The sequence below is a fragment of the Lichenifustis flavocetrariae genome (genome assembly GCF_026130545.1).
In the GTDB taxonomy this organism is placed as follows: Bacteria; Pseudomonadota; Alphaproteobacteria; order Rhizobiales; family Beijerinckiaceae; genus Lichenihabitans; species Lichenihabitans flavocetrariae.
In genome coordinates this window covers 1-20,707 of sequence record NZ_JAMOIM010000050.1, presented here as the reverse complement: position 1 = coordinate 20,707, position 20,707 = coordinate 1, and the positions used below count along the sequence as shown (strand labels likewise).

General features: G+C 65.4%; 23 protein-coding genes and 1 pseudogene. 11 read left to right on the top strand and 13 right to left on the bottom strand.

The features are described 5' to 3' along the window. The first annotated feature begins 108 nt into the window (after positions 1-108). Positions 109-408: a hypothetical protein gene (locus M8523_RS31630; protein WP_282588829.1), complete on the top strand. Its 300-nt coding sequence runs from the start codon at positions 109-111 to the stop codon at positions 406-408. A 643-nt stretch (positions 409-1,051) separates the two neighbouring features. Here M8523_RS31630 and M8523_RS31625 read toward each other — a convergent pair. The 7 genes from M8523_RS31625 to M8523_RS31595 form a co-directional block, all read right to left on the bottom strand. Continuing rightward, positions 1,052-1,537: an Hsp20 family protein gene (locus M8523_RS31625; RefSeq protein WP_282588828.1), complete on the bottom strand. Its 486-nt coding sequence runs from the start codon at positions 1,535-1,537 to the stop codon at positions 1,052-1,054. A gap of 129 nt (positions 1,538-1,666) precedes the next feature. Beyond that, on the bottom strand, positions 1,667-4,582 hold the full coding sequence (locus tag M8523_RS31620; RefSeq protein ID WP_282588827.1) for a response regulator: 2,916 nt from the start codon (positions 4,580-4,582) through the stop codon (positions 1,667-1,669). 147 nt (positions 4,583-4,729) lie between these two features. Further along, positions 4,730-5,086: a response regulator gene (locus M8523_RS31615; RefSeq protein WP_282588826.1), complete on the bottom strand. Its 357-nt coding sequence runs from the start codon at positions 5,084-5,086 to the stop codon at positions 4,730-4,732. A 315-nt stretch (positions 5,087-5,401) separates the two neighbouring features. Continuing rightward, on the bottom strand, positions 5,402-6,073 hold the full coding sequence (locus tag M8523_RS31610) for a glutathione S-transferase family protein (RefSeq protein ID WP_282588825.1): 672 nt from the start codon (positions 6,071-6,073) through the stop codon (positions 5,402-5,404). A gap of 126 nt (positions 6,074-6,199) precedes the next feature. Further along, positions 6,200-6,979 (bottom strand): alpha/beta hydrolase, encoded by a 780-nt coding sequence (locus tag M8523_RS31605; RefSeq protein ID WP_282588824.1) that lies wholly within the window; start codon positions 6,977-6,979, stop codon positions 6,200-6,202. A gap of 56 nt (positions 6,980-7,035) precedes the next feature. After that, positions 7,036-7,335, bottom strand: coding sequence for a putative quinol monooxygenase (locus M8523_RS31600; protein WP_282588823.1), 300 nt, complete (start codon positions 7,333-7,335; stop codon positions 7,036-7,038). Positions 7,336-7,485: 150 nt separating this feature from the next. Continuing rightward, positions 7,486-8,589, bottom strand: a complete 1,104-nt coding sequence (locus M8523_RS31595) for an NADH:flavin oxidoreductase (RefSeq protein WP_282588822.1) — start codon at positions 8,587-8,589, stop codon at positions 7,486-7,488. A 144-nt stretch (positions 8,590-8,733) separates the two neighbouring features. Here M8523_RS31595 and M8523_RS31590 point away from each other — a divergent pair, with 144 nt between their 5' ends. Beyond that, on the top strand, positions 8,734-9,627 hold the full coding sequence (locus M8523_RS31590) for a LysR family transcriptional regulator (RefSeq protein ID WP_282588821.1): 894 nt from the start codon (positions 8,734-8,736) through the stop codon (positions 9,625-9,627). A 146-nt stretch (positions 9,628-9,773) separates the two neighbouring features. Here M8523_RS31590 and M8523_RS31585 read toward each other — a convergent pair. Further along, a pseudogene (locus tag M8523_RS31585) lies at positions 9,774-9,893 on the bottom strand (DUF429 domain-containing protein); the annotation flags it as partial. A 405-nt stretch (positions 9,894-10,298) separates the two neighbouring features. Between M8523_RS31585 and M8523_RS31580 the strand changes: the two are divergent. The 5 genes from M8523_RS31580 (at position 10,299) to M8523_RS31565 (ending at position 13,938) form a co-directional block, all read left to right on the top strand. Beyond that, entirely contained in the window at positions 10,299-10,514 is a 216-nt protein-coding gene (locus M8523_RS31580) for a hypothetical protein (protein ID WP_282588820.1), read from the top strand. Between the two features lie 66 nt (positions 10,515-10,580). Next, on the top strand, positions 10,581-11,021 hold the full coding sequence (locus M8523_RS36615) for a recombinase family protein (RefSeq protein ID WP_345894342.1): 441 nt from the start codon (positions 10,581-10,583) through the stop codon (positions 11,019-11,021). Between the two features lie 72 nt (positions 11,022-11,093). After that, complete coding sequence (locus M8523_RS31575; protein ID WP_345894341.1) at positions 11,094-12,137, top strand: recombinase family protein; 1,044 nt, start codon at positions 11,094-11,096, stop codon at positions 12,135-12,137. Next, entirely contained in the window at positions 12,134-13,033 is a 900-nt protein-coding gene (locus M8523_RS31570; protein WP_282588819.1) for a plasmid partitioning protein RepB C-terminal domain-containing protein, read from the top strand. Before M8523_RS31575 ends, M8523_RS31570 begins: the two co-directional genes overlap by 4 nt. Next, on the top strand, positions 13,030-13,938 hold the full coding sequence (locus tag M8523_RS31565; protein WP_282588818.1) for a plasmid partitioning protein RepB C-terminal domain-containing protein: 909 nt from the start codon (positions 13,030-13,032) through the stop codon (positions 13,936-13,938). The genes M8523_RS31570 and M8523_RS31565 overlap by 4 nt, the downstream gene beginning before the upstream one ends. 126 nt (positions 13,939-14,064) lie before the next feature. On the opposite strand, the gene M8523_RS31560 is transcribed toward M8523_RS31565, so the two are convergent. The 4 genes from M8523_RS31560 to M8523_RS31545 form a co-directional block, all read right to left on the bottom strand. After that, positions 14,065-14,454: a cupin domain-containing protein gene (locus M8523_RS31560; protein ID WP_282588817.1), complete on the bottom strand. Its 390-nt coding sequence runs from the start codon at positions 14,452-14,454 to the stop codon at positions 14,065-14,067. Positions 14,455-14,652: 198 nt separating this feature from the next. Further along, positions 14,653-15,411, bottom strand: coding sequence for a dienelactone hydrolase family protein (locus M8523_RS31555; protein ID WP_282588816.1), 759 nt, complete (start codon positions 15,409-15,411; stop codon positions 14,653-14,655). 79 nt (positions 15,412-15,490) lie between these two features. Further along, complete coding sequence (locus M8523_RS31550; protein ID WP_282588815.1) at positions 15,491-16,306, bottom strand: AraC family transcriptional regulator; 816 nt, start codon at positions 16,304-16,306, stop codon at positions 15,491-15,493. A 45-nt stretch (positions 16,307-16,351) separates the two neighbouring features. Continuing rightward, positions 16,352-16,843: a hypothetical protein gene (locus M8523_RS31545; RefSeq protein WP_282588814.1), complete on the bottom strand. Its 492-nt coding sequence runs from the start codon at positions 16,841-16,843 to the stop codon at positions 16,352-16,354. A 300-nt stretch (positions 16,844-17,143) separates the two neighbouring features. On the opposite strand from M8523_RS31545, the gene M8523_RS31540 reads away from it, so the two are divergent. Further along, complete coding sequence (locus M8523_RS31540) at positions 17,144-17,428, top strand: hypothetical protein (RefSeq protein ID WP_282588813.1); 285 nt, start codon at positions 17,144-17,146, stop codon at positions 17,426-17,428. A gap of 195 nt (positions 17,429-17,623) precedes the next feature. On the opposite strand, the gene M8523_RS31535 is transcribed toward M8523_RS31540, so the two are convergent. Next, the gene (locus tag M8523_RS31535) at positions 17,624-18,295 is read right to left on the bottom strand and encodes a DJ-1/PfpI family protein (protein WP_282588812.1); all 672 of its coding nucleotides are present in this window, start codon (positions 18,293-18,295) and stop codon (positions 17,624-17,626) included. 75 nt (positions 18,296-18,370) lie between these two features. Here M8523_RS31535 and M8523_RS31530 point away from each other — a divergent pair, with 75 nt between their 5' ends. The 3 genes from M8523_RS31530 to alaE all read left to right on the top strand — a co-directional run bounded on the left by M8523_RS31530 (position 18,371) and on the right by alaE (position 20,619). Further along, entirely contained in the window at positions 18,371-19,333 is a 963-nt protein-coding gene (locus M8523_RS31530) for a GlxA family transcriptional regulator (RefSeq protein ID WP_282588811.1), read from the top strand. 164 nt (positions 19,334-19,497) lie between these two features. Continuing rightward, entirely contained in the window at positions 19,498-20,118 is a 621-nt protein-coding gene (locus M8523_RS31525; protein ID WP_282588810.1) for a recombinase family protein, read from the top strand. A gap of 42 nt (positions 20,119-20,160) precedes the next feature. Then, complete coding sequence (gene alaE / locus M8523_RS31520; RefSeq protein WP_282588809.1) at positions 20,161-20,619, top strand: L-alanine exporter AlaE; 459 nt, start codon at positions 20,161-20,163, stop codon at positions 20,617-20,619. Positions 20,620-20,707: the final 88 nt, after the last annotated feature.

Sequence of the window (20,707 nt, the reverse complement as noted above, 5' to 3'; positions counted from 1 at the left end):
ATTCGCCGTAGCGCGGCCACGATGTCTTCCTCCCGGTAAGGTTTCGGGACGAATACGCTGCCGCGAAGCAACGCAAAGACGGTCACGCGCCGATGTCCCGACGCCACGATGATTTCGATCGGCGGCTACCGCCCCCTCCAGGCCTCCGCCAGCTTGGGGCCTTCCATCGAGCCTGGCATGCCGACGTCGGTGAACACGACGTGGATCTCGGAACGCGCCTTTATGATTAGGAAGGCCTCGGCGTTCGACGCCTCGATGGCCTCGCGATCATCGCCCGGCGGGGAGGACCGCATCGTCTACATCGAACAGCAGTCGCAGCGTCTGCATGACGAGATTGCCCACGGCTCGTTCGACCGCGTTTCCGGGTCGGTCACATGGTGCATCAGAGCGCAACCGACCGCGTCATGAACGCGATCGAACGAGCATCTAGCCATCGCTTGATGTCGGCTAGGTCCCATAAGGTCGCGCCCCGCGCGGCGAAGGGATGGGGCTGCGTCGGATTTCCTATGGACCCGAGCGGATCGTCGGCCCCGGTGGGGGCGACGATCCGCTGCTCACGCGAAAGCCGGCACCAGGGCCTGAGCTGCGGGAAGCGGGCCGGGCGGAGGGCGGAACCCGGCGACGGGACAGGGGGGCGGATCGTCGTCATCGTCCCTTCGGGACCGAACGCTCGCCCTTCCCCGCCACCGAGCGAGCGGCTTAGCCGACGCCGGTGGGAAGGGGCTCTCAAACAAAGCCCGGTCATCCCTCTGGCGCTTCTCGGGAGCGCCTTGATCACCGCCGATGGGAGGATTACCGCCCGCCGGCCGGACAACCGTCTCTGACGGGTGGGACAAGCAACTTATGCCGTCTTGATCAGCTCGAAACAGCGGCTCGTTTTTTCGGGTCGGCTGCGATCGGGCCGGGCCGTCTTCGACCGGTTGCTTTGACGAGACTGACTTGCAGACATTTTCGTTGAACTCGAAGCTGGGTTTCATCTCCGTTCTCCGCAATCAGGGCCTCCCGGTGCGGACCGGAAGGCAGGGATCACAGTGTTGGTTGTCGAAGCGCTTCAGGCGGCCTTGGTCTGGCGCTCGGGCTCCTGCCCGATCTGGCGGGAGCGGATGTCCTGCACGTTCGAGGTTCCGCCGGAGGCGATCTCGATTCGCCTCGGCTTGAGTTGTTCGGGCACCTCGCGGACTAGGTCGACGGAGAGCAGGCCATTCTCCAGGTTCGCCGAAGCGACCTTCACGTGGTCGGCGAGGTTGAAGACCTGCTTGAAGTTGCGACCGGCGATGCCCTGGTGGAGGAGCTGCCGCCCGTCCTCCTGGGCCTGCTTCCGGCCGACGACGGTCAGCGTGGTGCCATGCTGGGTCAGCTCGATGTCGTCCGAGCCGAAGCCCGCGACCGCCATGCTGATACGGTACTCGTTTTCGGTCTTCTTCTCGATGTCATACGGCGGCCAGTCCGGTCGTGCCGCATTGTTGTCGAGGAGGTCGAAGAGGCGGTCGAAGCCGACCGTGGAACGATACAGGGGCGAGATATCGAAGGTTCGCATAGCCACATTCTCCCTTTGAGCAACATGGGTATCGAAGCGTCGCAACATGAGCGGCGCCCTCGATGTCGGGCCTTTCTGACCCCGACGCGCGCCGATTTGAGAGGCCGGAAAGGCGACTTCAAGGGGACTTCAGGAAATTTTTTGACCGCCCTCCGTTCGTGCGGTTTCATTGGCGGAATCAGTGTGTCGGCCGTCCAGCTTGCGGATTTCGGCGGTCAGATCCCGCATGCTCGTCTCTCCCTTCTTGAACACCTGATCGGCTTCGGCGAGCTGCTCGCGCTCGGCGGCGGAGATGTCCCTCGCGCTCAGCACGATCACCGGAATGTCGGCGTGGGCGGGTATCTCGCGCAGGCGATGAAGGAAGGCGAAGCCGTCCATGACCGGCATCGTCAGGTCGAGCAGGATGAGATGGGGCGGAGCTTGGGCGACCCTTTCCAGCGCTTCGGCGCCGTTGCCTGCTTCCTGCACCGTCCAGCCATTCTTCTCCAGAACCGTTCGCAGTCGCTGGCGGACGTCGCCGTCGTCATCCACCACGAGCACGTCGCCGCCGGCCTCCCGATACTGGTCCAGGACGGACTTCAGCTTGGTCCAGTCGACCGGCTTCGGCACGGCGTCCGCGGCGCCGAGCGTGACGCTCAGCCCCGGATCGGCGACGAAGCTCACCATGATGACGGGGATCGCAGAGGTTGCCGGATCGGCCTTCAGCGCGCGCAGCACGGACCATCCGTCCATGCCCGGCATCATCACGTCGAGCAGGACGATGTGCGGAAGCATCGATTTGGCAAGTTCAAGCCCGGTGCGCCCCTCAGAGGCGGTGCGGACCGTGAAGCCCTGGCGTTGCAGGAAGCGGGTCATCAGGTCACGTTGCGAGGCCTCGTCGTCGATGACGAGGACCAGTTCCCCCGTACCGTGCAGACCTTCCAGGGTCGCCTTGACGTCGGGTTCCAACTTCCGCTCGGGGAGCACGGCCGGAACCCGCAGGGAGAAGCAGGTCCCCTGTCCCTCGGCGCTCTCGACGGTGACGTCGCCGCCCAGCAGTCGGGCGAAGGCGCGGCTGAGCGCCAGACCGAGGCCCGTGCCGCCGAACTTGCGCGTGGTGGTCTCGTCGGCCTGGGCGAACCGTTGGAAGAGACGCGAGACCTGCTCGGCCGTCATGCCGATGCCGGTGTCCCGCACCGTGAACACGATCCAGTCGCCACCCGCAGCCGCCTCCCTTGCGACGCCGAGCGTCACCTTTCCGTTCTCGGTGAACTTGGCCGCGTTGCTGAGCAGGTTGAACAGGCACTGGCGCAGCTTCACCGCGTCCGAGCGCATCGCGCCGATATCGTCGGCAACGTCGAGGACCATCTCGTTCGACTTGCGGTGGACGAGGGCTTCCACCGTGCCGGCCGCTTCCCTGGCGAAGGTTGCGACCTCGATGTCCTCGGCGAAGACGTCCATCTTCTCGGCCTCGACCTTGCTGAGGTCGAGAACGTCGTTGATCAAGCCGAGCAGGTGCTTGGCGTTCGTCTTGATCTTGCCGAGGTCGGTGAGCATCGCCTGCTCGCCCATGTCCTCCGCCTCGTCCTCAAGCATTTCCGTGTAGCCGATCACCGCCGACAGCGGCGTTCGCAGTTCGTGGCTCATGTTGGCCAGGAAGGAGCTTTTGGCCCGGTTGGCCGCCTCGGCCGCGTCCTTCGCCGCCGCGAGTGCGAGTTCGGCCACCTTGCGTTCCGTGATGTCGGTGTGGGAGCCGACCCACTCGCGGATCGAGCCATCGTCCTCCAGCACGGGGACGATGGAGACCGCCATGTGGCGCCACTCGCCATCCGCGCGTCTCAATCGGTTCTCCAGCGTGACCGGCTCGCCCTTTGCCTTGCCAATCCGCCACGCCTCGGCGGTGCGCTCGCGATCGTCAGGGTGGACGCAAACGAACCGTCCCCAACCCAGCGAGTCCGTCTCGGACTGCCCCGTGAATCGCATCCAAGCCGGTTGCGGCTTGACGAAGGCCCCCTCCGCGTCCGTTGTCCAGATCATCGCGGCGTTCGCCTCGACGAGGCTGCGGAACCGCTCCTCGCTCTGCCTCGTCGCGCGCTCCGCCCGCTTCCGCGCGGTGACGTCCGCGATCACCATGCCGACGCCCTCCGTCGCCCCTCGATGGGCTTGCAGTGGGTAGAAGTTCACCTGGTAGGATCGGAGTTGATCCGCCCGCGTGTTGCTGGCCGCCTCGACCTCCGCGCTGGCGGCGCGACCGCCTTGCAAGACCCGTTGAAGGCGGGCTTCCAACGTATCCCGCATCTCGGGAATGACATCCCAGATGCTCATGCCCGGCACCGCGCTGAGCGCTCGCTCGCTCATCTTGGAGAGTGCTTGGTTGACATGCCGAATGCGGAGCGACGGGTCGAGGATTCCCAAGCCCATGGGCGCGTTCTCCATCACGCCCTCGAACAGGCGCTGGCTGGCCTGCTGCTGGCGCCGGCGCAGGACCGCCACAAGCCCGAGCACGACGCATGATGCGATGAAGCCGATGACTGAGCCAGCGCGCAGCAGATCGTCGCGACGTTGCTCGACGGCGGTGGCGGCGATGCGTTCGTCCGCGTCGCGTTGGAGTCGGGCGACCTCAGTGCGGGCCTGATCCATGAGGTCCTTGCCGCGCCCCGAGTCGATCCTGGCAGCCCCGGCGGCCGCGCCTTCCTGACGGTAGGTTGCGATCCCCTCCGCGGCCTCCTTCAGACGATCGGCGACCAATCGGGAAAGCGTGTCGGCTTCAGGACCAATCAGGGCCGTGGCCCTCGCCTCGTCCGGCGGAACGGCGGCCAAACCCGAGACGTACGGCCCGAGGTAACCGTCGCGGCCGGTGATTATGAAGCCCCGTTCGCTTGTCTCGACGTCCTTCAGGGCGGAGAGGAGGCGTTCGGTGGTGACGATGAGCGAACGATCGTGCTCGATGGCCTGCTGATGGCCATGGTCCCGCAGGTAGGCCCACACCGCGAGGGCCGACGACGCCAACAGGACGGCAACCGTCAGCCAAGGTGCCCATCGCAGCAGACGGCCGTTGTCATCCATGATCGTCTCTCGCGGCCGACGCTCGGCTCCTCGGATGCTTCAACGCGCGGATGCGCGATGTCAGCAGATACTCACGACGGAAACGAGGGGGAAACCCGTACTTGTGCGAGATTTTCGCCCGAGGGAGACCCGCCACGGGGCGTCGGCTCAACGCGATCCGGGACCGCTCACGCCCGTGACGGCGGCGAGCAGATCTCCGGCTTTCCAGGGTTTCGGAAGGAATCGCACGCGTTCCGCCAAGTCGGCTGGCCGTTCCTGGTAGCGCCCCGACGTCACCACCACGAATGCGTCCGGACGGGAGGAAACGACGAGGGATGCCAGGTCCAGGCCATCCATGTCGCCGGGCATGTTGATGTCGGTGATGACGGCGGCGAAATCGTTCTCGGGGCGGCGGCAAAAGGCGATGGCGTCGTCGGCGGTGGCGAACTCCACCACCGACCATCCGGCGTCCTCCAGCATCTCGACCGCAATCATGCGGATCACCGGTTCGTCCTCGACCACCATGACCAAGCTTTTCTTCATGCCGTCTCCAGTACGTGTCAGGAGACCAACCGCCTCGCGATGGCCTCGTTCCCACGGCCGAGCCAACAAGATCGTCGCGTGGGTCGTCACTTTGACGACTATCGAGCGTCGGTTGCTGTTTCGTCCTCGTTGACCGAACGTGCAAGCTTCGCCTCATGCCCGTCACCGACCGTGGAATGGCACACCGAAGGGGCGCGGGCGGTATCCCGTGACCGACGGCCCGCTCGCGACGCTCCAGGACTCGCCCCTTTATTCTCCGTCAGCTTCGGCGCGCACCCGAGCCGAATGCTCGATTCCTTAGCGCGCTTTCTCCTCCCGCTTGTCCTTGCCAGGATCAATCCGCGCTGGCACCCGATCGAACGCTTCAAGCCCGCGCTTGACGGCGGGGCGACCCTCGATGCGATCGAACCATGCCAGCAGGTTGGGCAGCTTCGACCAGGGCAGATCCGATTTCATCGATCGTGTGATGGTATAGGCAGCGATGTCGGCCGCGCTGAACGTCTCGCCGGCCATGAATTCGGCCTGGGCGACGTACCTTTCCGCCGTCTCAAGGGTCGCGAGCGCTCGGTCCGCCAGGATCTTCTGCCCCTCCTGGGCACTTGAAGCGCGAAGGGAGAATGCGGCATGGCTGACGGCTATCACGTCGGTCACGAAGAAGAAGAACCGCTCTATGGCGGTAGCCCGGTCGCGCTCGTTCCCAGGCAGCAATCGAACAGGTGTCTTCGCGGCGGCATGCAGGATGATCGCGTTCGATTGGGTGAGGATGAAGGGCTCCCGGCCTTCTTCCTTCTCGACGAGAACGGGAACCTTTCCCGCTGGGTTCAATGCGAGATGTTCGCCGCGCAGATGCTCACCGATGGAGAGGTCCACGATCCTGGGCGTGTAGGACAGACCTGCTTCCTCAAGCGCGATCGCGGCCCTGAAGCAATTGCCGGTCTGCGCGCCGTGAAGCTCAAGGGTGGTTTTCATGCCTGTTCCTTTTCTTCCATGCCGCGCCGTAATCCCGATCGAGCCCGAAAGGTCAGTTCGACGGCAGGGTCACACCGGACCGATCCGAAACTCGACGGCCGCTGCGCACACCGGCCACCACCGCTATCACGCGACCGCACGGGCCGCCTTCTCGATCACGTCGACCACGACGTCCGGGAAGGAGACGGGGATGGCGTGAGAGGAGGTCAGCTCGATGACCGTGGAGTGGGCACGTTCGGCTTCGAACTTGAATTCTTCCACGGGGATGACGGGATCCAATAGGGGCCTGATTTGCCAGCTCGGCTTGCTCGTCCATGCAGCCGTCGTCAGCTTGTCGTTGAGGGCTTGCAGGGCGATGGGGCGCTGGGTGGCGATCATGAGGGCGAGCTTGTCCGCAGGCACGTCGGCGGCGAGGAGGTAGGCGTACCTGTCGGCCTTGACGAGGACGTTCGTGCCGCTGGTTCCGTCTGGCAAGGTATATGGCATCAGGTCGACGGACGAGGCGAAGTCCCCGCCGGGGAAGCGTTCGAGGCAATCGTTCGTGGATTCCCCGACCCCGGGCATGGGTGAGCCCGCGTAGACGAGGCCCTTGACCTTGGGGTCGTCCCCAGCCTGGGTGATCACGGCCCCGCCATAGGCATGGGAAACGAGGATCACGAACCCCTCGATCGTGTCCAGCAGGCTCCGCAGGTAGGCCGCGTCGACGGCCAGGCCCCGCAAGGGATTGGAGAAGACCTTGACCGGGTATCCGTCGCGCTGGAGCCGCTGGATGACCCCATGGGTCCAGAGCGACGAGTCCTCGACGGCACCGTGCACGAGCACGATCGTAGCTTTGGGTGTCTCGATGTCCATTGTGATCCCTTCCGAGAAGCGTGGCGCCAGGAGATGGGCGGCAGGCGTGTGCATCGAGCCAAGCCGCCCAAGATCATCAGCGGGTTGGAGAAAGGGCTGCCGGTAAGGCCCTACTTCTGGGCGACGATCTGAAGGCGATGGACCTTGGAGGCCACGGCAAACAACTCGTCCGCCTTTTCAACCAGCTCCTGTCCGGCCTCGCCGTTCAAATGAGCTTCGCGGGCAACTTCATCGTCGAAGGTGTCGAAGACCCTATACAGGCCCGGCTCACCTTCGATCTTCGCCGCGTGCCACGAGCGCGTACCAGGTTCTCCTCTTACCAGGGTGGCTTCCTTTTCCAGGAATGCCTCGACTTCCGCCTCCTTTCCTGGTTTGGCCTTCAACTCAACGAGCAAAGCGAACTTGACCATCTGACTTTCCCTCTCTTGGACACTCAGCGAGTGTGGTCGGCGCCGCAGATCTGCGGCGGTTTCGAATCCAGAGCGCACGACGTCTGGATGATCCTTCAATCGGTATCCGACCGCGGTCCGCATCTGCGGGCCGCAGCGGTCGAGGCGCCGTTACATCGCCAGCTCGGAGTCCTTGATGTTGGCGAAGGGGCCCAGGATCGATGGGTCGAAATCCTTGAGGACGCCTCGCTCGGACAAGCGCCGAGGCAAGTCGGGATTCGCCAGCGCACCGCGTCCGATGGTGACGATGTCGGCGCCGTCGTCCAGCGCGGCCACCGCCCGCTCGACGTCGTGCAGGCCGCCGTTGGCGAGGATAGTTGCCTTGGGCGCGTAGCGCTTGGCGAGGCGCATCAAGGAGGGGCCGCCCTCGGGGAAGGCGGGCTTCCAAGCCTCATGTTCGGTCACGTGGATGAAGTCAGCACCGGCCTCCGCGAGGCTGCCGAAGATGATCTCCGCGTCGCGCTCCGCATCGGCCCATTTGTGATCGTGGTCGTTCACCTTCCCCTGGGAGATGCGGACGCCCACCGGCACCTTGACGCCGACCCTGGCGCGCACCGCCTTGAAGGTTTCGAGGATCAAGCGCACGCGGTTCCCGGTGGCGCCGCCCCATCGATCCGCCCTCGCGTTGGCGTAGTCGGTCAGGAATTGGTCGAGGAGATACCCGTTGGCCCCGTGGATTTCGACGGCGTCGAACCCGGCGACTTCGATCGCGCGCCCCGCCGACGCGGCGAAGCCGTCGATGGCATCGGCGATCTGCGCCTCCGTTATTTCGGCGGGCAGAACGTAGCGGTCCTTGCCGTGGTAGAACGCCATCTGTTCGCCCTTCGGCTGGACCGGGGACGGCCCAACCGTGGTCCCGCGAAAGCGATTGCCCTGGCTGAGCGCGCCGGCGTGCATCAACTGGGCGATCGCGAGCGCGCCGTGCGCCTTGATGGCGCGGACGACCGGCTTCCAGGCATTGGCCTGCGCCTCGTCTGTCAAGCCGGGCTGATGGACGTAGCCCTGCGAGAACGCCTGGTCGGTGTAGATGCCTTCGGTGATGACCGTCCCGAAGCCGCCCCGCGCGAAGCGCTCGTAGTAGCGGGTCATCGTCTCGGTTGCCCGACCGTCCTCCGTGGCGGTGATACGGGTCATCGGCGCGACGGAAAGGCGGTTCTTCACGGTGTGGCCGTTTATAACGGTCGGCGCGAAAAGCGCGCTGGTGTCGGTGTCCATCGTCCAGATCTCCGGAAGCTTTCCATCGGACGCCTTCCTCTAATTAGGACAGGATGTCCGCTTGCTGGGATTGGATTTAGCCCTTGCGGACCGGGCACAGAAGCCGGGATGGACGATAAGGACTGTATCGTTTAGCGTTAAAGTATGGATCTTGCGGATGTGGCCCTGTTTCGCGCCATCGCGTCAGTCGGCAGCCTGTCGGCCGCGGCGCGTCGGATGGGCACGTCGCCGATGTTGGTCAGCCGCAGGTTGGCGGGCCTGGAAGCCGAGCTGGGCGCGCGCCTGTTCCACCGCACCACACGGTCCCTCTCGCTGACGCCGGAGGGAGAGGCCTTTCTGCCTCATGCGGCCGCCCTCATCGAGGCTCGCGATTCAGCGCTGAACGCGGTCTCGTCCGGAGGCTCCGGCCTCTCGGGCGTGTTGAAGATCACGGCGCCGAACGTCATCGGCCATTCCGTCATCGTCCCCGTCGTGGCCGCGTTGATTGCCGACAACCCCGCGCTGCGCGTCGACTTGACCCTGAGCGACGGTGTCATCGACATCGCGACGGCAGGACTGGACGTGGCCGTTCGCGTGGCGGTGATGAAGCCTTCGGACCTGATCGCGACGAGGGTGGCCGACAATCCCTTCACCCTCTGCGCATCGCCTGCCTACGTCGGGCGCTTTGGGGAACCCGCCACCACGGCGGACCTTGCGGGGCATTCGTGCATCAAGCTGCACGCGATGGACAACTGGCCCTTCACGCGCGACGAGGAAATGCACCGAGTTCGCATCGGTGGTCCCTTGTCGGCCAGCACCGTCGATGCGGTGCGGGCGGCCTGCATCGCGGGCGTCGGCATCGCCATGCTGACCTACTGGGACGTGCACAAGCACATCGCGCGCGGGGAGTTGAAGCGTATCGTATTGACCGACGTCAAGCCGCTGGAGGTGGGGATATGGGCCGTTTTCCCGACCCGTACCCAATTGCCTGCGAGGGTGCGGGCTTTCATCGATGCGTTGCGGGATCGGCTGCTTGTCGCCGCCGAGGATCGCCTGTGACAGGCTGAGCAACCCTGCCGTGGCCATGAATGCAAGGCGTCTACGGAGCCGCTTCGCCGCCAGAATCGCCCTCACCGCTCGCCGGGATCGCCCATTCCTTGATCGGAACGAGAGGGTGCTCCTTGAAGTAATTCCGTGCGTTCTCGATGAAGGCGCCGAGGTTGCCCGTCATAGCGGATTGAGCAGATGGCGCCAGGCGCGCGCGGATTGTCGGTCCAGGCCGAGTCGAATCCGAAGAAGACAGCGGGGCCTTGTGAAGCCACCAGGGACCTTTTTTCACCTCAACGGGCTCGATACTCATCCTCTGACCGTGGGATCGCAAGCCGGAGATTGAGGCGCGCTCCAGGTCGGTGTGGGACGACCGCCGCAAAGACGATTGAACAAAATATGAGAATTCATCCAACATCATAGGGCGTGCCTCGACGGTGACACGCCCCGCTGCTGGCAGGGCGGCTCCAAGACCTTGGTCAGCGCGGCATGAGGGACGCCTTCAAACGTCCGACCTGGGCGATCCCGATTGGGGCCCCACCCTGGCCATATCGAGTTGATCCAGGATCGCCAGCGCGTCCTGGAGCGAACGCCGGGCGTCCGTGACGCTTGCCATGGCAATGCAATCAGCACGGTCGGCAGCCCGTAGGAATGCGTGCAACATCTCGGGGCAATTTCGGACGATGTCGCGGAAGTGGTCGCCGCTGGGGCTGCACGTGCCGGCAAACCAGTTCTTCACGGTCCGCTCGCCCGCACCCGTCCATCTCGCGACCATCTTGATCGATGCGGGCCTGTTCCTGAGCGCGCCCTTGAGCACCGACGACACCATGGCCGAAAAAGTCAAAGTGCCGGGCGGCAAAACGTTGCCCCTATTCCGAAAAGTCATTCCGCTCTCCTGACGCTTAAGTCGGTTGGGGAGCGTGCGATTCGTCGACCCCCGCTGACGTTGCAGGGAGCCTTTCGGTGTGAGGAGGCCACGGGAACAGGCGCGAACCGAAGACGAGACGATCCCCGCCGCCGCATACGTGCGCATGTCGGCGGATCACCAGGAGGTCTCGCCCGAAATCCAGCTTGCGGAGGTCCGCCGCTACGCCGAGCGTCACGGCTTCCAAATCGTCGAGGTGTTCGAGGATGCCGGGCGCAGCGGACTGACCCTCGACGGCCGCGATGCCCTGCGGCGTCTGCTGGACGTGGTCGCGTCGGGGCAGGCCGAGTTCGACGCCGTTCTGGTCTACGACATCAGTCGCTGGGGACGCTTCCAGGACCCCGACGAGGGTGCATACCACGAACACAAGTGCCGCCGCGCCGGCATCGACGTCCATTATTGCGCGGAGCAGTTCGCCAACGACGGCAGCATCGGTTCGACACTGCTGAAGTCGGTCAAGCGCATCATGGCGGGGGAGTAGAGCCGCGAGCTGTCGGTCAAAGTCTTCGCGGGCCAGTGCCGCCATGTCGAGCGGGGATTTCGCCAGGGCGGGATGGCGGGCTACGGCTTGCGGCGCGTCCTGCTCGACGAGCGGGGTAGCGTGAAGGTGGAGCTTTCGCGGGGCGAGCGCAAAAGCCTCCAGACCGACCGGGTGGTGTTGGCGCCCGGTCCCGACGGCGAGGTCGAGACGGTCCGGCGCATGTACCGCCTGTTCGTCGAGGGCAGGACCGAGCGTGAGATCGCGGGCCGGCTCAACGAGGACGCCCTGCCGACCGATCTCGGGCGGCCATGGACGCGTGGCACGGTCCACCAGGTCCTGACCAACCCGAAATACGTCGGGGACAACGTGTTCAACCGAGTCTCGAACAAGCTGAAGCGCAAGCGGGTGGTCAACGCGCCTACCCTTTGGGTCGTGGCCAAGGGCGCGTTCCCCGCCGTGGTGGACCACACGCTCTTCGAACGCGCGCGGGCCATCGTCGAGGACCGCAGTAGGCGCTTCGGCAACGACGAACTCATTGCCCTGCTTTCGGATTTGCTGAAGGCGACCGGCGCGCTGTCCAGCCTCGTCATCGACGAGCGTGAAGACATGCCGTCGAGCAGCGTCTACCGATCCCGGTTCGGCTCGCTTTTGCGGGCCTACCAATTGGTCGGCTATACGCCGGACCGCGACTACCGCTACCTGGAAATCAACGGGCGGCTCCGCGCTCTCCACCCGGAGGTGGTCGAGGCCATCCTTTACGGCCTGCGATTGGCCGGCGGCATGATAGGCCGGGATCCCGCCACGGACCTCATCACCGTCAACGACGAATTCACCGCGTCGCTCGTCATCGCGCGACACCGCCAGACCCAGGCGGGTGCCGCACGATGGCAGATCCGGCTCGACGCGGGACTCGCACCGGACGTCACCGTCGCCGTGCGCATGGATGCCGAGAACCGCACTCCTCTGGATTACTACCTCCTCCCCCGCATCGACATGGCGGAGCCGCGCCTCCGCCTGGCCGAACACAACGGGATGTCGCTCGACGGCTACCGGTTCGACTCGCTCGACGCGTTCTTCGCCCTCGCCGCGCGGTCCACCTTTTCGGAGGTCGCATGAGCCAACACGTTTCCAGGCGCGTCGTCATGATCCCGGTGCACCGCCTGACGGTCCTCAATTCCCGCGCCCGGGACAAGCGCCGATTCCGTGACATCGTCGACAACATCGGCAAGGTGGGCCTCAAGCGGCCCATTACCGTGACCCGTCTTCCTTCCGAGGACGGTAGGGAGAGCTACGGCGTCGTCTGCGGGGAGGGACGCCTCAAGGCCTGCCTCGAACTCGGGCAGACGGAAGTCCCGGCCATCGTCATCGAGGCGAGCGAGCAGGATTGCCTCGTCATGAGTTTGGTCGAGAACTGCGCCCGGCGGCAGCACCGGCCCGCCGACCTGCTGCACGACGTCGGCGCGCTTCGCAGGCGCGGCTACGACGACCGGCAGATCGCGGGAAAGATCGGTTGCACGCCCGAATGGGTGAACATGATCGGCGGCCTGATCGATCGCGGTGAGGAGCGGCTTCTCGGGGCCGTGGAATCGGGGATGCTTCCGCTGAGCGTGGCGGTCGACATCGCACGGGCCGACGAGGCGGGCGTGCAGACGCTGCTGGCCCAGGCCTATGCTGAGGGCAAGCTGTCGGGCGGGAAACTGGCGAAAGCCCGTCGCCTCCTCGACGCTCGGCAACGCCGGGGGCGAGAAGCGGACCGGAACCAGTTCGGGCGCAAGGACGGTCGGCGCCGGCCGTCGTCGACCGACGCCCTGATGCGAATGTACCAGCGCGAGGCGGAGCGGCGCCGGATGTTCGTGAAGAAGGCGGAGTTCACGGCGTCACGCCTGTTGTTTGTCGAGGAGGCCATGCGCCGGCTGCGGACCGACGACCATTTCGTCACGCTGCTCCGCGCCGAGAACCTTGACACGATGCCTGCCGACCTGGACAAGCGCATCAACGGGAGGGCGCGATGAGCAAAGCACCGGAGCCCGTCTTCTCCCTCGCGTTCGAGCCGGAGATGGCGCTCGTCCCCATATCCGCCATGATGCCGGTCAGGGCGCTGCGCCCGACCGTCAAGGCGAGCCACAAGTACCGCCAGATTTCCCAGTCGATCCGGGAGATAGGCTTGGTCGAGCCACCCGTCGTCGCCAGGACCGACGCCGCCCCCGGGCGCTACCTGCTTCTCGACGGCCGCATCCGGGTGGAGGTGCTGAAGGAGATGGGCGAGACCCAGGTCGAGTGCCTGGTGTCCACGGACGACGAGGCCTTCACCTACAACCGCGCCGTGAACCGGCTGTCCTCCATCCAGGAGCGCGCCATGATCGTCCGTGCCATCGAGCGCGGCGTACCGGAGGGGAAGATCGCGACGGCAATGTCCCTGGACGTCAAGAGCGTGCAGCGCCGGGTGAAGATGCTCGACGGGATCTGTCAGGAAGTCGTGGCCCAACTCGCCGACAAGCACTGCCCCATGGCCGTGTTCGACGTCCTGCGCAAGATGAAGCCGATCAGGCAGATGGAGGCCGCCGACCTCTTCGTCGGCGGCAACAACTATACGGTCGCCTATGCCTCCGCGATCCTGGCCGGCTCCTCGCAGGCCCAACTCGTCGACGGCGTCAAGGCCAAGCCGAAGGGCGTGTCCGCCACGCTGTTGGCAAGGATGGAGCGCGAGCTGGCTACCCTCCAGGAATCCATCGGCTCGGCCGAGGAGACCTACAGCCGAGACAACCTTCACCTCACCGTCTTCAAGGGCTACCTGGCCAAGCTCGTCGGAAATGCTCGTGTGGCACGCTTCCTCGCCTCGCGTTACCCCGATTTCCTGGAGCAGTTCCAGGCCATCGCCGACATCGTGTCCACGAAGCCGGCGGACGAGGCGGCGTGAGGAGACCCCGTGCACGACAACTACCATGGCGAGGAACGCACCGTCGTCATGGAACGGACCCTTACCGGCCGTAGGCCCGGGTTGGATGCGAGTGCCGGCAAACGGCGCCGGTATCGTGCGCCCAGACTATGCGGGCGGCAAATCGAGGCCGTTCGGTAGTGAGACCCAGATGACGGTTTGCGCTTCCGGCGAATGGCGTGACAGATGGCCCTTGCCGTGCGTGTCCTCCACCAATACGAAGCTACCTGCCTTACTTCGGCGCACCTCTCCATCACTCGTCTCGTACTCAACCGAACCATCCAGCCTGACGCTGAGGTTTGGCTCTGGGACGGTATGCCAAGCAACTTCGCGCATGCCCGCTGGGATGTGGGTTATGCGAACGAGAGATGCAGGATAGCCGGCTGTAACATCGAACGGCACGGCATCGGGTTGCACCGACCTCTTGGTCGTCGGCAGCTCGACTTCGTCAAAATGCGACTCGCCATCTGAAGTGGCGTAGATGCGTAGGCACTTCATGCAAGACGCTCCCTTTTCCACGATGACCCGAAGCGAATTTACCATGGAGGGCATAGTGCGCCATTGTGGCGAGACGAGAGTCCGCTATCGTTCGAGAGCAGCCGCCCATGATGCATCGGTCGGCCGGCTCAAAGTGGTTTAGCACCGGACCTCGAAACAGACGCGCCAAGGTCAGGGCTGCCGCTATCGGGCTGCGATTCACGGCTCCGCTCGGTCTTCGCCGAAAGCGGCGGCGAGGTGTCGGCGCATCGCCGCCCAGGAGCGTTCGTCGGCCTTGCGGTCATAGACGACTCCGCGCTCGGGGAATTTCGCTTCTTCGAAGGTAAAGGCGTGTCGGGCGTGACCATAAGCGTGGAGTTGCCAGTCCGCCTTAGCTGCCGTCATCTCCTTGGCGAAATCGAGGACATCCGCAACCGGGACGACCGGATCCTCCCACCCGTGCAAGAGGAGTATGCTCGGCTCGATGGGGCCCTGTTCCCCCAGCCCCGGCGCGCCCAATCCACCGTGGAAGCTGACGACGGCCTTGAGGTCCGGCGGTCCAGCCCGAGCCAGGTCCAGGGCGCATAGGCCACCGAAGCAATAGCCGACGGCGGCCGTGCGCGTCGTGTCGATGCCCGGAAGCCGGATTGCCGCCGTGAACCCGGCCAGCAGGCGCCGACGCAGGAGAGCACGATCCCCCATCAGCGGGCTCATCAGGCGAGAATTGTCGCCGAGCGAGTCGCCACGCACGCCCTTGCCGTAGACGTCGACGGCGAAGCAGGCATAGCCCAGACGGGCGTAGCGTTCGGCCAAGCACTTCGTGGGGTTGTTCAACCCGCTCCAGTCATGGCTGAGGACCACGCAGGGGCGTGGCTCCGCGACCGTTCGCAAGACGGCCAAGTAGCCTTGAAAGGTCGTCTCCCCGTCCGTGTAATCGACATCCTGCGCGTGCAGCGCCTGATCGGTATCCTCCGACATCCCTCGTCTCCGGTGTTGGGTCAGACCCTGATCATGGAAGACGGCGTCGCGGCCGTCTTGAACGAATGGGACAGGCCTTTCATAGGTAGAAGGCGAGCCCGACCGTCTCGCCGCTCGAAGCGAGTGAGCCGGTCAGTCGATCGCCCGGCGTGCTCCGGTAAGCTCCTGGCGTCACGCCGAGGCGACGACGCCAACTCCGGATTTGATGGGCTTGGTCGCTGAAGCCGGCCACGGGATCGCCACGGCCGGCCTGGACGCTGCGCAAGCTGGCATGCAGCCGTTCGAGATCGGCGAGGTCCTTCGGTCCCATGCCCAGATGACGCCGAAACCATCGGTGAAGCTGACGCCTGTCCGTGCATGCCACTTCGGCCGCCGCCTGCACCGACCCGCCCCGACGCAGGACGTCGTGCGCGGCTACGATGCGCCGGCTTTCCGGCACCGCTGCCGTGCACGACAGCCGTGCCGTCAGCCAACGGTCCAACCGCGTCGCGATAGCCTGCGGGGCCGAGGCCGCATCGATGTCCGAGGCCAGCGATGTGGCGAGGGCGTCGCCCGTGACGGCGCCGAGTTCGAGCAATGCCTCGGCGGCATCAAGCCCGGTGTTCCCGAAAAGCCTGACGATCCCCGGAACGGTCAGCATGGCCATCACGAAGTACGTGTCGCTCCAGGAGCGCCACGTCCGATGCCGCGATTGGAGGCCGAGCAGGGAAACGCGGGGAATGAGGGAGCCGTCCTCCGACGCGTTCGGCCTTCCCATGTTGACGGAAAGCACCGCAAAGGGGATCGGGCTCGTGCGGATCGGCAGCCCCTCGTAGGCTCCAGGCCGATCCTCGACGAACCAGTAGGCCTGGACCAGGGCGGCGAGTTCCGGGGCGGGAGGAAGAACGAGGAGCATGGAAGCGGCAAGTTCGCGCGAAAGGGGCGGTGGCCGCAAGCGGCTTCAGAGCCAGTCGGGAGAGAGGACAGTGATCGGCTGACCCGGTCGGGCGAAGCGGCCCGCGTGACGACGGCGTTCAGGCCAGTCACTCGCATTTTCAGGAAACGGCGTGGAGGCACTGGCCTTGAAGAACGTGCAGCAAAATGTGCCGTCCGGCTCCGCCGTCCGATGCAGGGCGGCGACCCCGGCTGCGAAGCGAGCAGGTTCGGCGAGGCCGGCCGCGATGGCCCACCCCTCGACACCGTCCACCATGGCCGTGAAGGTGCGTCGGATGAACCCCTCGACCAGGGCGAGCCGACTCGCGTCCACGTAGACGGGTATGGGCGCCACGCGGACGGCTTCGAACCCCGCCTCGCTGAGCAACGGGTAGAGCCGCCGTCCGACCAAGGCGTCCCCGCCGGCCCTGCGCTGCAAGGCGACTTGGCACGCGATTGCGGCACGGGCATCGGCATTGTCAGGGTGGAAGCAGGCCGTGCCGTGGTCCCCCTCGATCACCGCCACCGCGTGCCCGGCTTCAAGACTTAGCGCAGCGCGATCAGAGCCGCCACCGGATCGACCATGTGCTCCAACACGAATCGACTGGCCCGATGGCGGGTAGCGCGTCGAGGTCGGACTGCGGAGTGTCGCGCGTGGCCCCTTGTGATCAGGGCGTCGTTGCACGATGCACAATCCTCCCCTTGAATGACGAACCGACAATCCAGCCCGCCGAGGCTCGGCGAGACATGGCGTCTTGAACCTAACAGATTGGACAGACTACCGCGAGATCATGCAGCGCCAGCAGACCGAAAGGATGGCATGACATCCTTTCCCAAGGGCGGCATCGTCGATTCGAGAAGGCGGGTACACGTCCGGCAAGCGCGATCGGACGACGCCGAGGCCGCGTGGGCCGTGCTCCGCCGCTCCATTCTGGATCTCTGCCAAGCCGATCACGGCCATGATGCTGCGACTCTCGAACATTGGCTGGCCAACAAGACGCCAGAGACCGTCTTCCCTCCGTCCTGCGACACAGGCAGACTCGCGCTCACGCCCATCCTCGATGAACCCGCAACGGCGGTAACATCAGATAGCGCGCCCGTTTGACGAGAGAACCGGAAGGGACACGCGTTGAAGGCCACCGGCGAATGCGTAGGCGAGCGCCAGCCGAATGGCCTCGCTCCCCAAGCCTTCCCCATGCCGCCCGGGACACTCAATGCGCATGGCCCACGGCCACAGCCCATCGACAGCATGTCGGACTCCGAAGTTGATGCGCAGGGCGTCGGTGTCCTTCGGCCGTGATCAGATCCCTCGACTCGTGAGAAGCTGTTCGCGTTGGCGTCGCGAGGCGGCTAGCCGCCGACGCGTGAATTCGAGGACGTGGGCCGGCGCTGAATCCGGTGTGCCGGCCTCGAAGGGCGGTTCCGGCGCGTATTCGAGCCCGAGTTGCACGCTTTGCGCCTCCTCGGTCCCGCACAATTCCGCCAGGACCGTGAGGCCAAAGTCGATGCCGGAGGTCACGCCACCGGCCGTGATCAGGTTGCCGTCCCGCACGACGCGACCCTGTGTGGGGAGCGCTCCGAAGCGCTCCAGGAAGTCGTGGGCGTTCCAATGCGTGGTGGCCCGTCGCCCCTTCAGCAGCCCTGCGGCGCCCAGCACCAGCGAGCCGGTGCAGACCGACGTGAGGTATCGCACCGCTGCGGCAGAGTGGCGGACGAAGTCGAGGACCTCCTCATCCTGCATGAGGGCATTGACGCCACTGCCGCCCGGGACGCAGAGGACGTCGAGCGGTGGGCAATCGGCGAAAGTGGTGCTCGGCCGAAGCCAGAGACCGGTCGACGACCGTACGGGTTCCAGGTCCTTCCATAGGAGATGCACCGTCGCGTGCTCGGCCGAGGCGAAGATCTCATAAGGCGCCGTGAGGTCCAACTGCTGTACGTCCGGGAAAACCAAAAGGCCGAAACTGAGGGGCACGGGCATCGCTCCATGTTGACGCCGAGGAGCCTAGCCTGGCAACGTCATGCCGTTTTGCCAATCATCCCTCGAATCATGCCAAAACGACCCCACCGGATCGAGATCCTGACCTTTCCCGGCGCGCAGCTCCTCGACGTGACTGGTCCGTTGCAGGTCTTCGCCACGGCGAACGACCTCGCGCCGGCAGGGGAACCGCCCTACGCCCTGGCCCTCGTCGCCGCCGAGGCGGACCCGCCCACCACATCGGGCTTCGCGCTCCGGACGGGGACGTTGCCTCGGGAGGACGATCCCATCGATACGCTGATCGTGTCGGGAGGTCGCGGCGTGAATGCCGCTTGCGAGAGGCCTTCGCTCGTCGAGTGGGTGCGGATGCGCTCCGCCCAGGCGGACCGCACCGCCTCGGTTTGCAGCGGCGCCTTCCTGCTGGCCTCGGCCGGGCTCCTTGATGGGAAGCGCGCCGTCACGCACTGGCAGCGCTACGCAGAGTTCGCGGCGCGCTTCCCGCAGGTGCGGCTCGAAGCCGATCCCATCTTCATCCGGGACGGCACGACCTGGACCTCGGCGGGCATCACGGCCGGCATCGATCTCGCCCTCGCGATGGTGGAGGCCGACATCGACCGGAAGGCGGCCCTCGCCGTGGCCCGCCAACTTGTCATGTTCCTGAAGCGGCCGGGCGGCCAGGCTCAATTCAGCAAGGCCCTGAGCCTTCAGGACGGCGATGGCCGGTTTGACCGCCTTCATGCCTGGATCCTGGAGAACTTGCAGGGCGACCTGTCGATCACCGGATTGGCCGAGCAGGCCTGCATTAGCGCGAGGAGCTTTTCCCGTCACTACCGCCAGGTCACGGGCAGGACGCCGGCTCGCGCCGTGGAACTGTTGCGAGTCGAAGCGGCACGCCATCGTTTGGAAGATGGCGCGACTGTGTCCGGAACGGCGCGCCGCTGCGGCTTCGGCGCCGAGGAAACAATGCGTCGAGCCTTTCTGCGGAGTCTCGGGGTCGGCCCGGAGGCCTACCGTGAGCGGTTCGGCCACCGATGAGGATCCGAGCAGCACATCGCGGAGTACGTGTCCGAAAGGGGATCGTTCAGCGGGCGGTCGGCGGTGAGGCCAATCAGGCACTGCCGGCCCTCGACGAGCCGCGTCTCACAAGACTGGTACGATAAGTTTCGCGGTGAAGAGACCTTATACGTTACAATCTGCCGATGAATTCGACTCTCATCGGCTACGCCCGCTGCTCGACCGACAAGCAGGACCTCGCGGCCCATCGGGAGGCCCTGGTCAAGCTCGGGGTGGCGCCCGACCGGATCTACACTGACCACGGTTTTACCGGCACGGACCGAAAGCGACCCGGCCTGGACCAAGCACTTGCGGCCGTGCGCGGCGGCGACACGCTGGTCGTGCCCAAGCTGGACAGGCTCGCCCTGTCCGTCCCCGACGCCCGCGCCATCGGCGATGACCTCGCCGCACGCGGCGTGCGGCTCCAACTCGGAGCCAGCGTCCATGATCCCGCCGATCCCCTGGGGAAACTGTTCTTCAATATCCTGGCCACCTTTGCCGAGTTCGAGGCCGACCTGATCCGCATGCGCACCCGCGGGGGCATGGCGGTGGCTCGCGCCAAAGGGAAGCTCAGGGGGAAGAATCCCAAGTTGTCGGACCGGCAGCAGGCGGAGCTTGGCCGGATGCATCGGACCGGAGACTATTCGATAAGCGACCTCGCCGAGCTTTTCTCGATATCGCGGCCTACCGTCTACCGGACGCTTGGTCCACAGCCGCCGGGTCGAAGCGAAGGGGCTGATGGATCGCGCGTCACGGCTCGCTTGTGATGGCCCTCTCGGCCGACTGACGCCTTCCCTGAGGCTCCCCACATGCCCAGACCCTCCGGCATAACTACGCGTCGCGCTTTCATCGCGGACACGACGGCACTGATCCTGTTCTTCACGACGACAGGGATCATCAACGAGCATTTCATCGCCGGCATGGACTGGGAGCAGGTGTTTCACGCTCGAACCCTTGGGGCGGTCCTCATGGTGCCTGTAGGGCGCCCCTACGGGATCTGGCGCGACTGGCTCATGAAGCGCGCGGTGACCGGTTTGATATCCCGGTTGCTCTGGGACAGCACCGCCTTGGTGAGCTTCCAGGTCCCCATATATGCCGCGATCATCGCCATCAGCGGTGCCTCGGGCCGAGGGCTGCTGATGGGCGTCATCGGGGCCACCTTGATGATGTTGGCGCTCGGCCGGCCCTATGGCGCGTTCCTGAACATGGTCCGCAGGTCGTTCGGCTTACCTCCGGGTGGCACGCGGCCGATGAGCATCGGGAGCTGACCCTGGCCCTGTAAGAGTCTGTCCGAAGTCATATCTTTTTCTGGCAGAGCTTTCGCAGCATGAGTCGAATAGACGCCAGTTGTAAGAA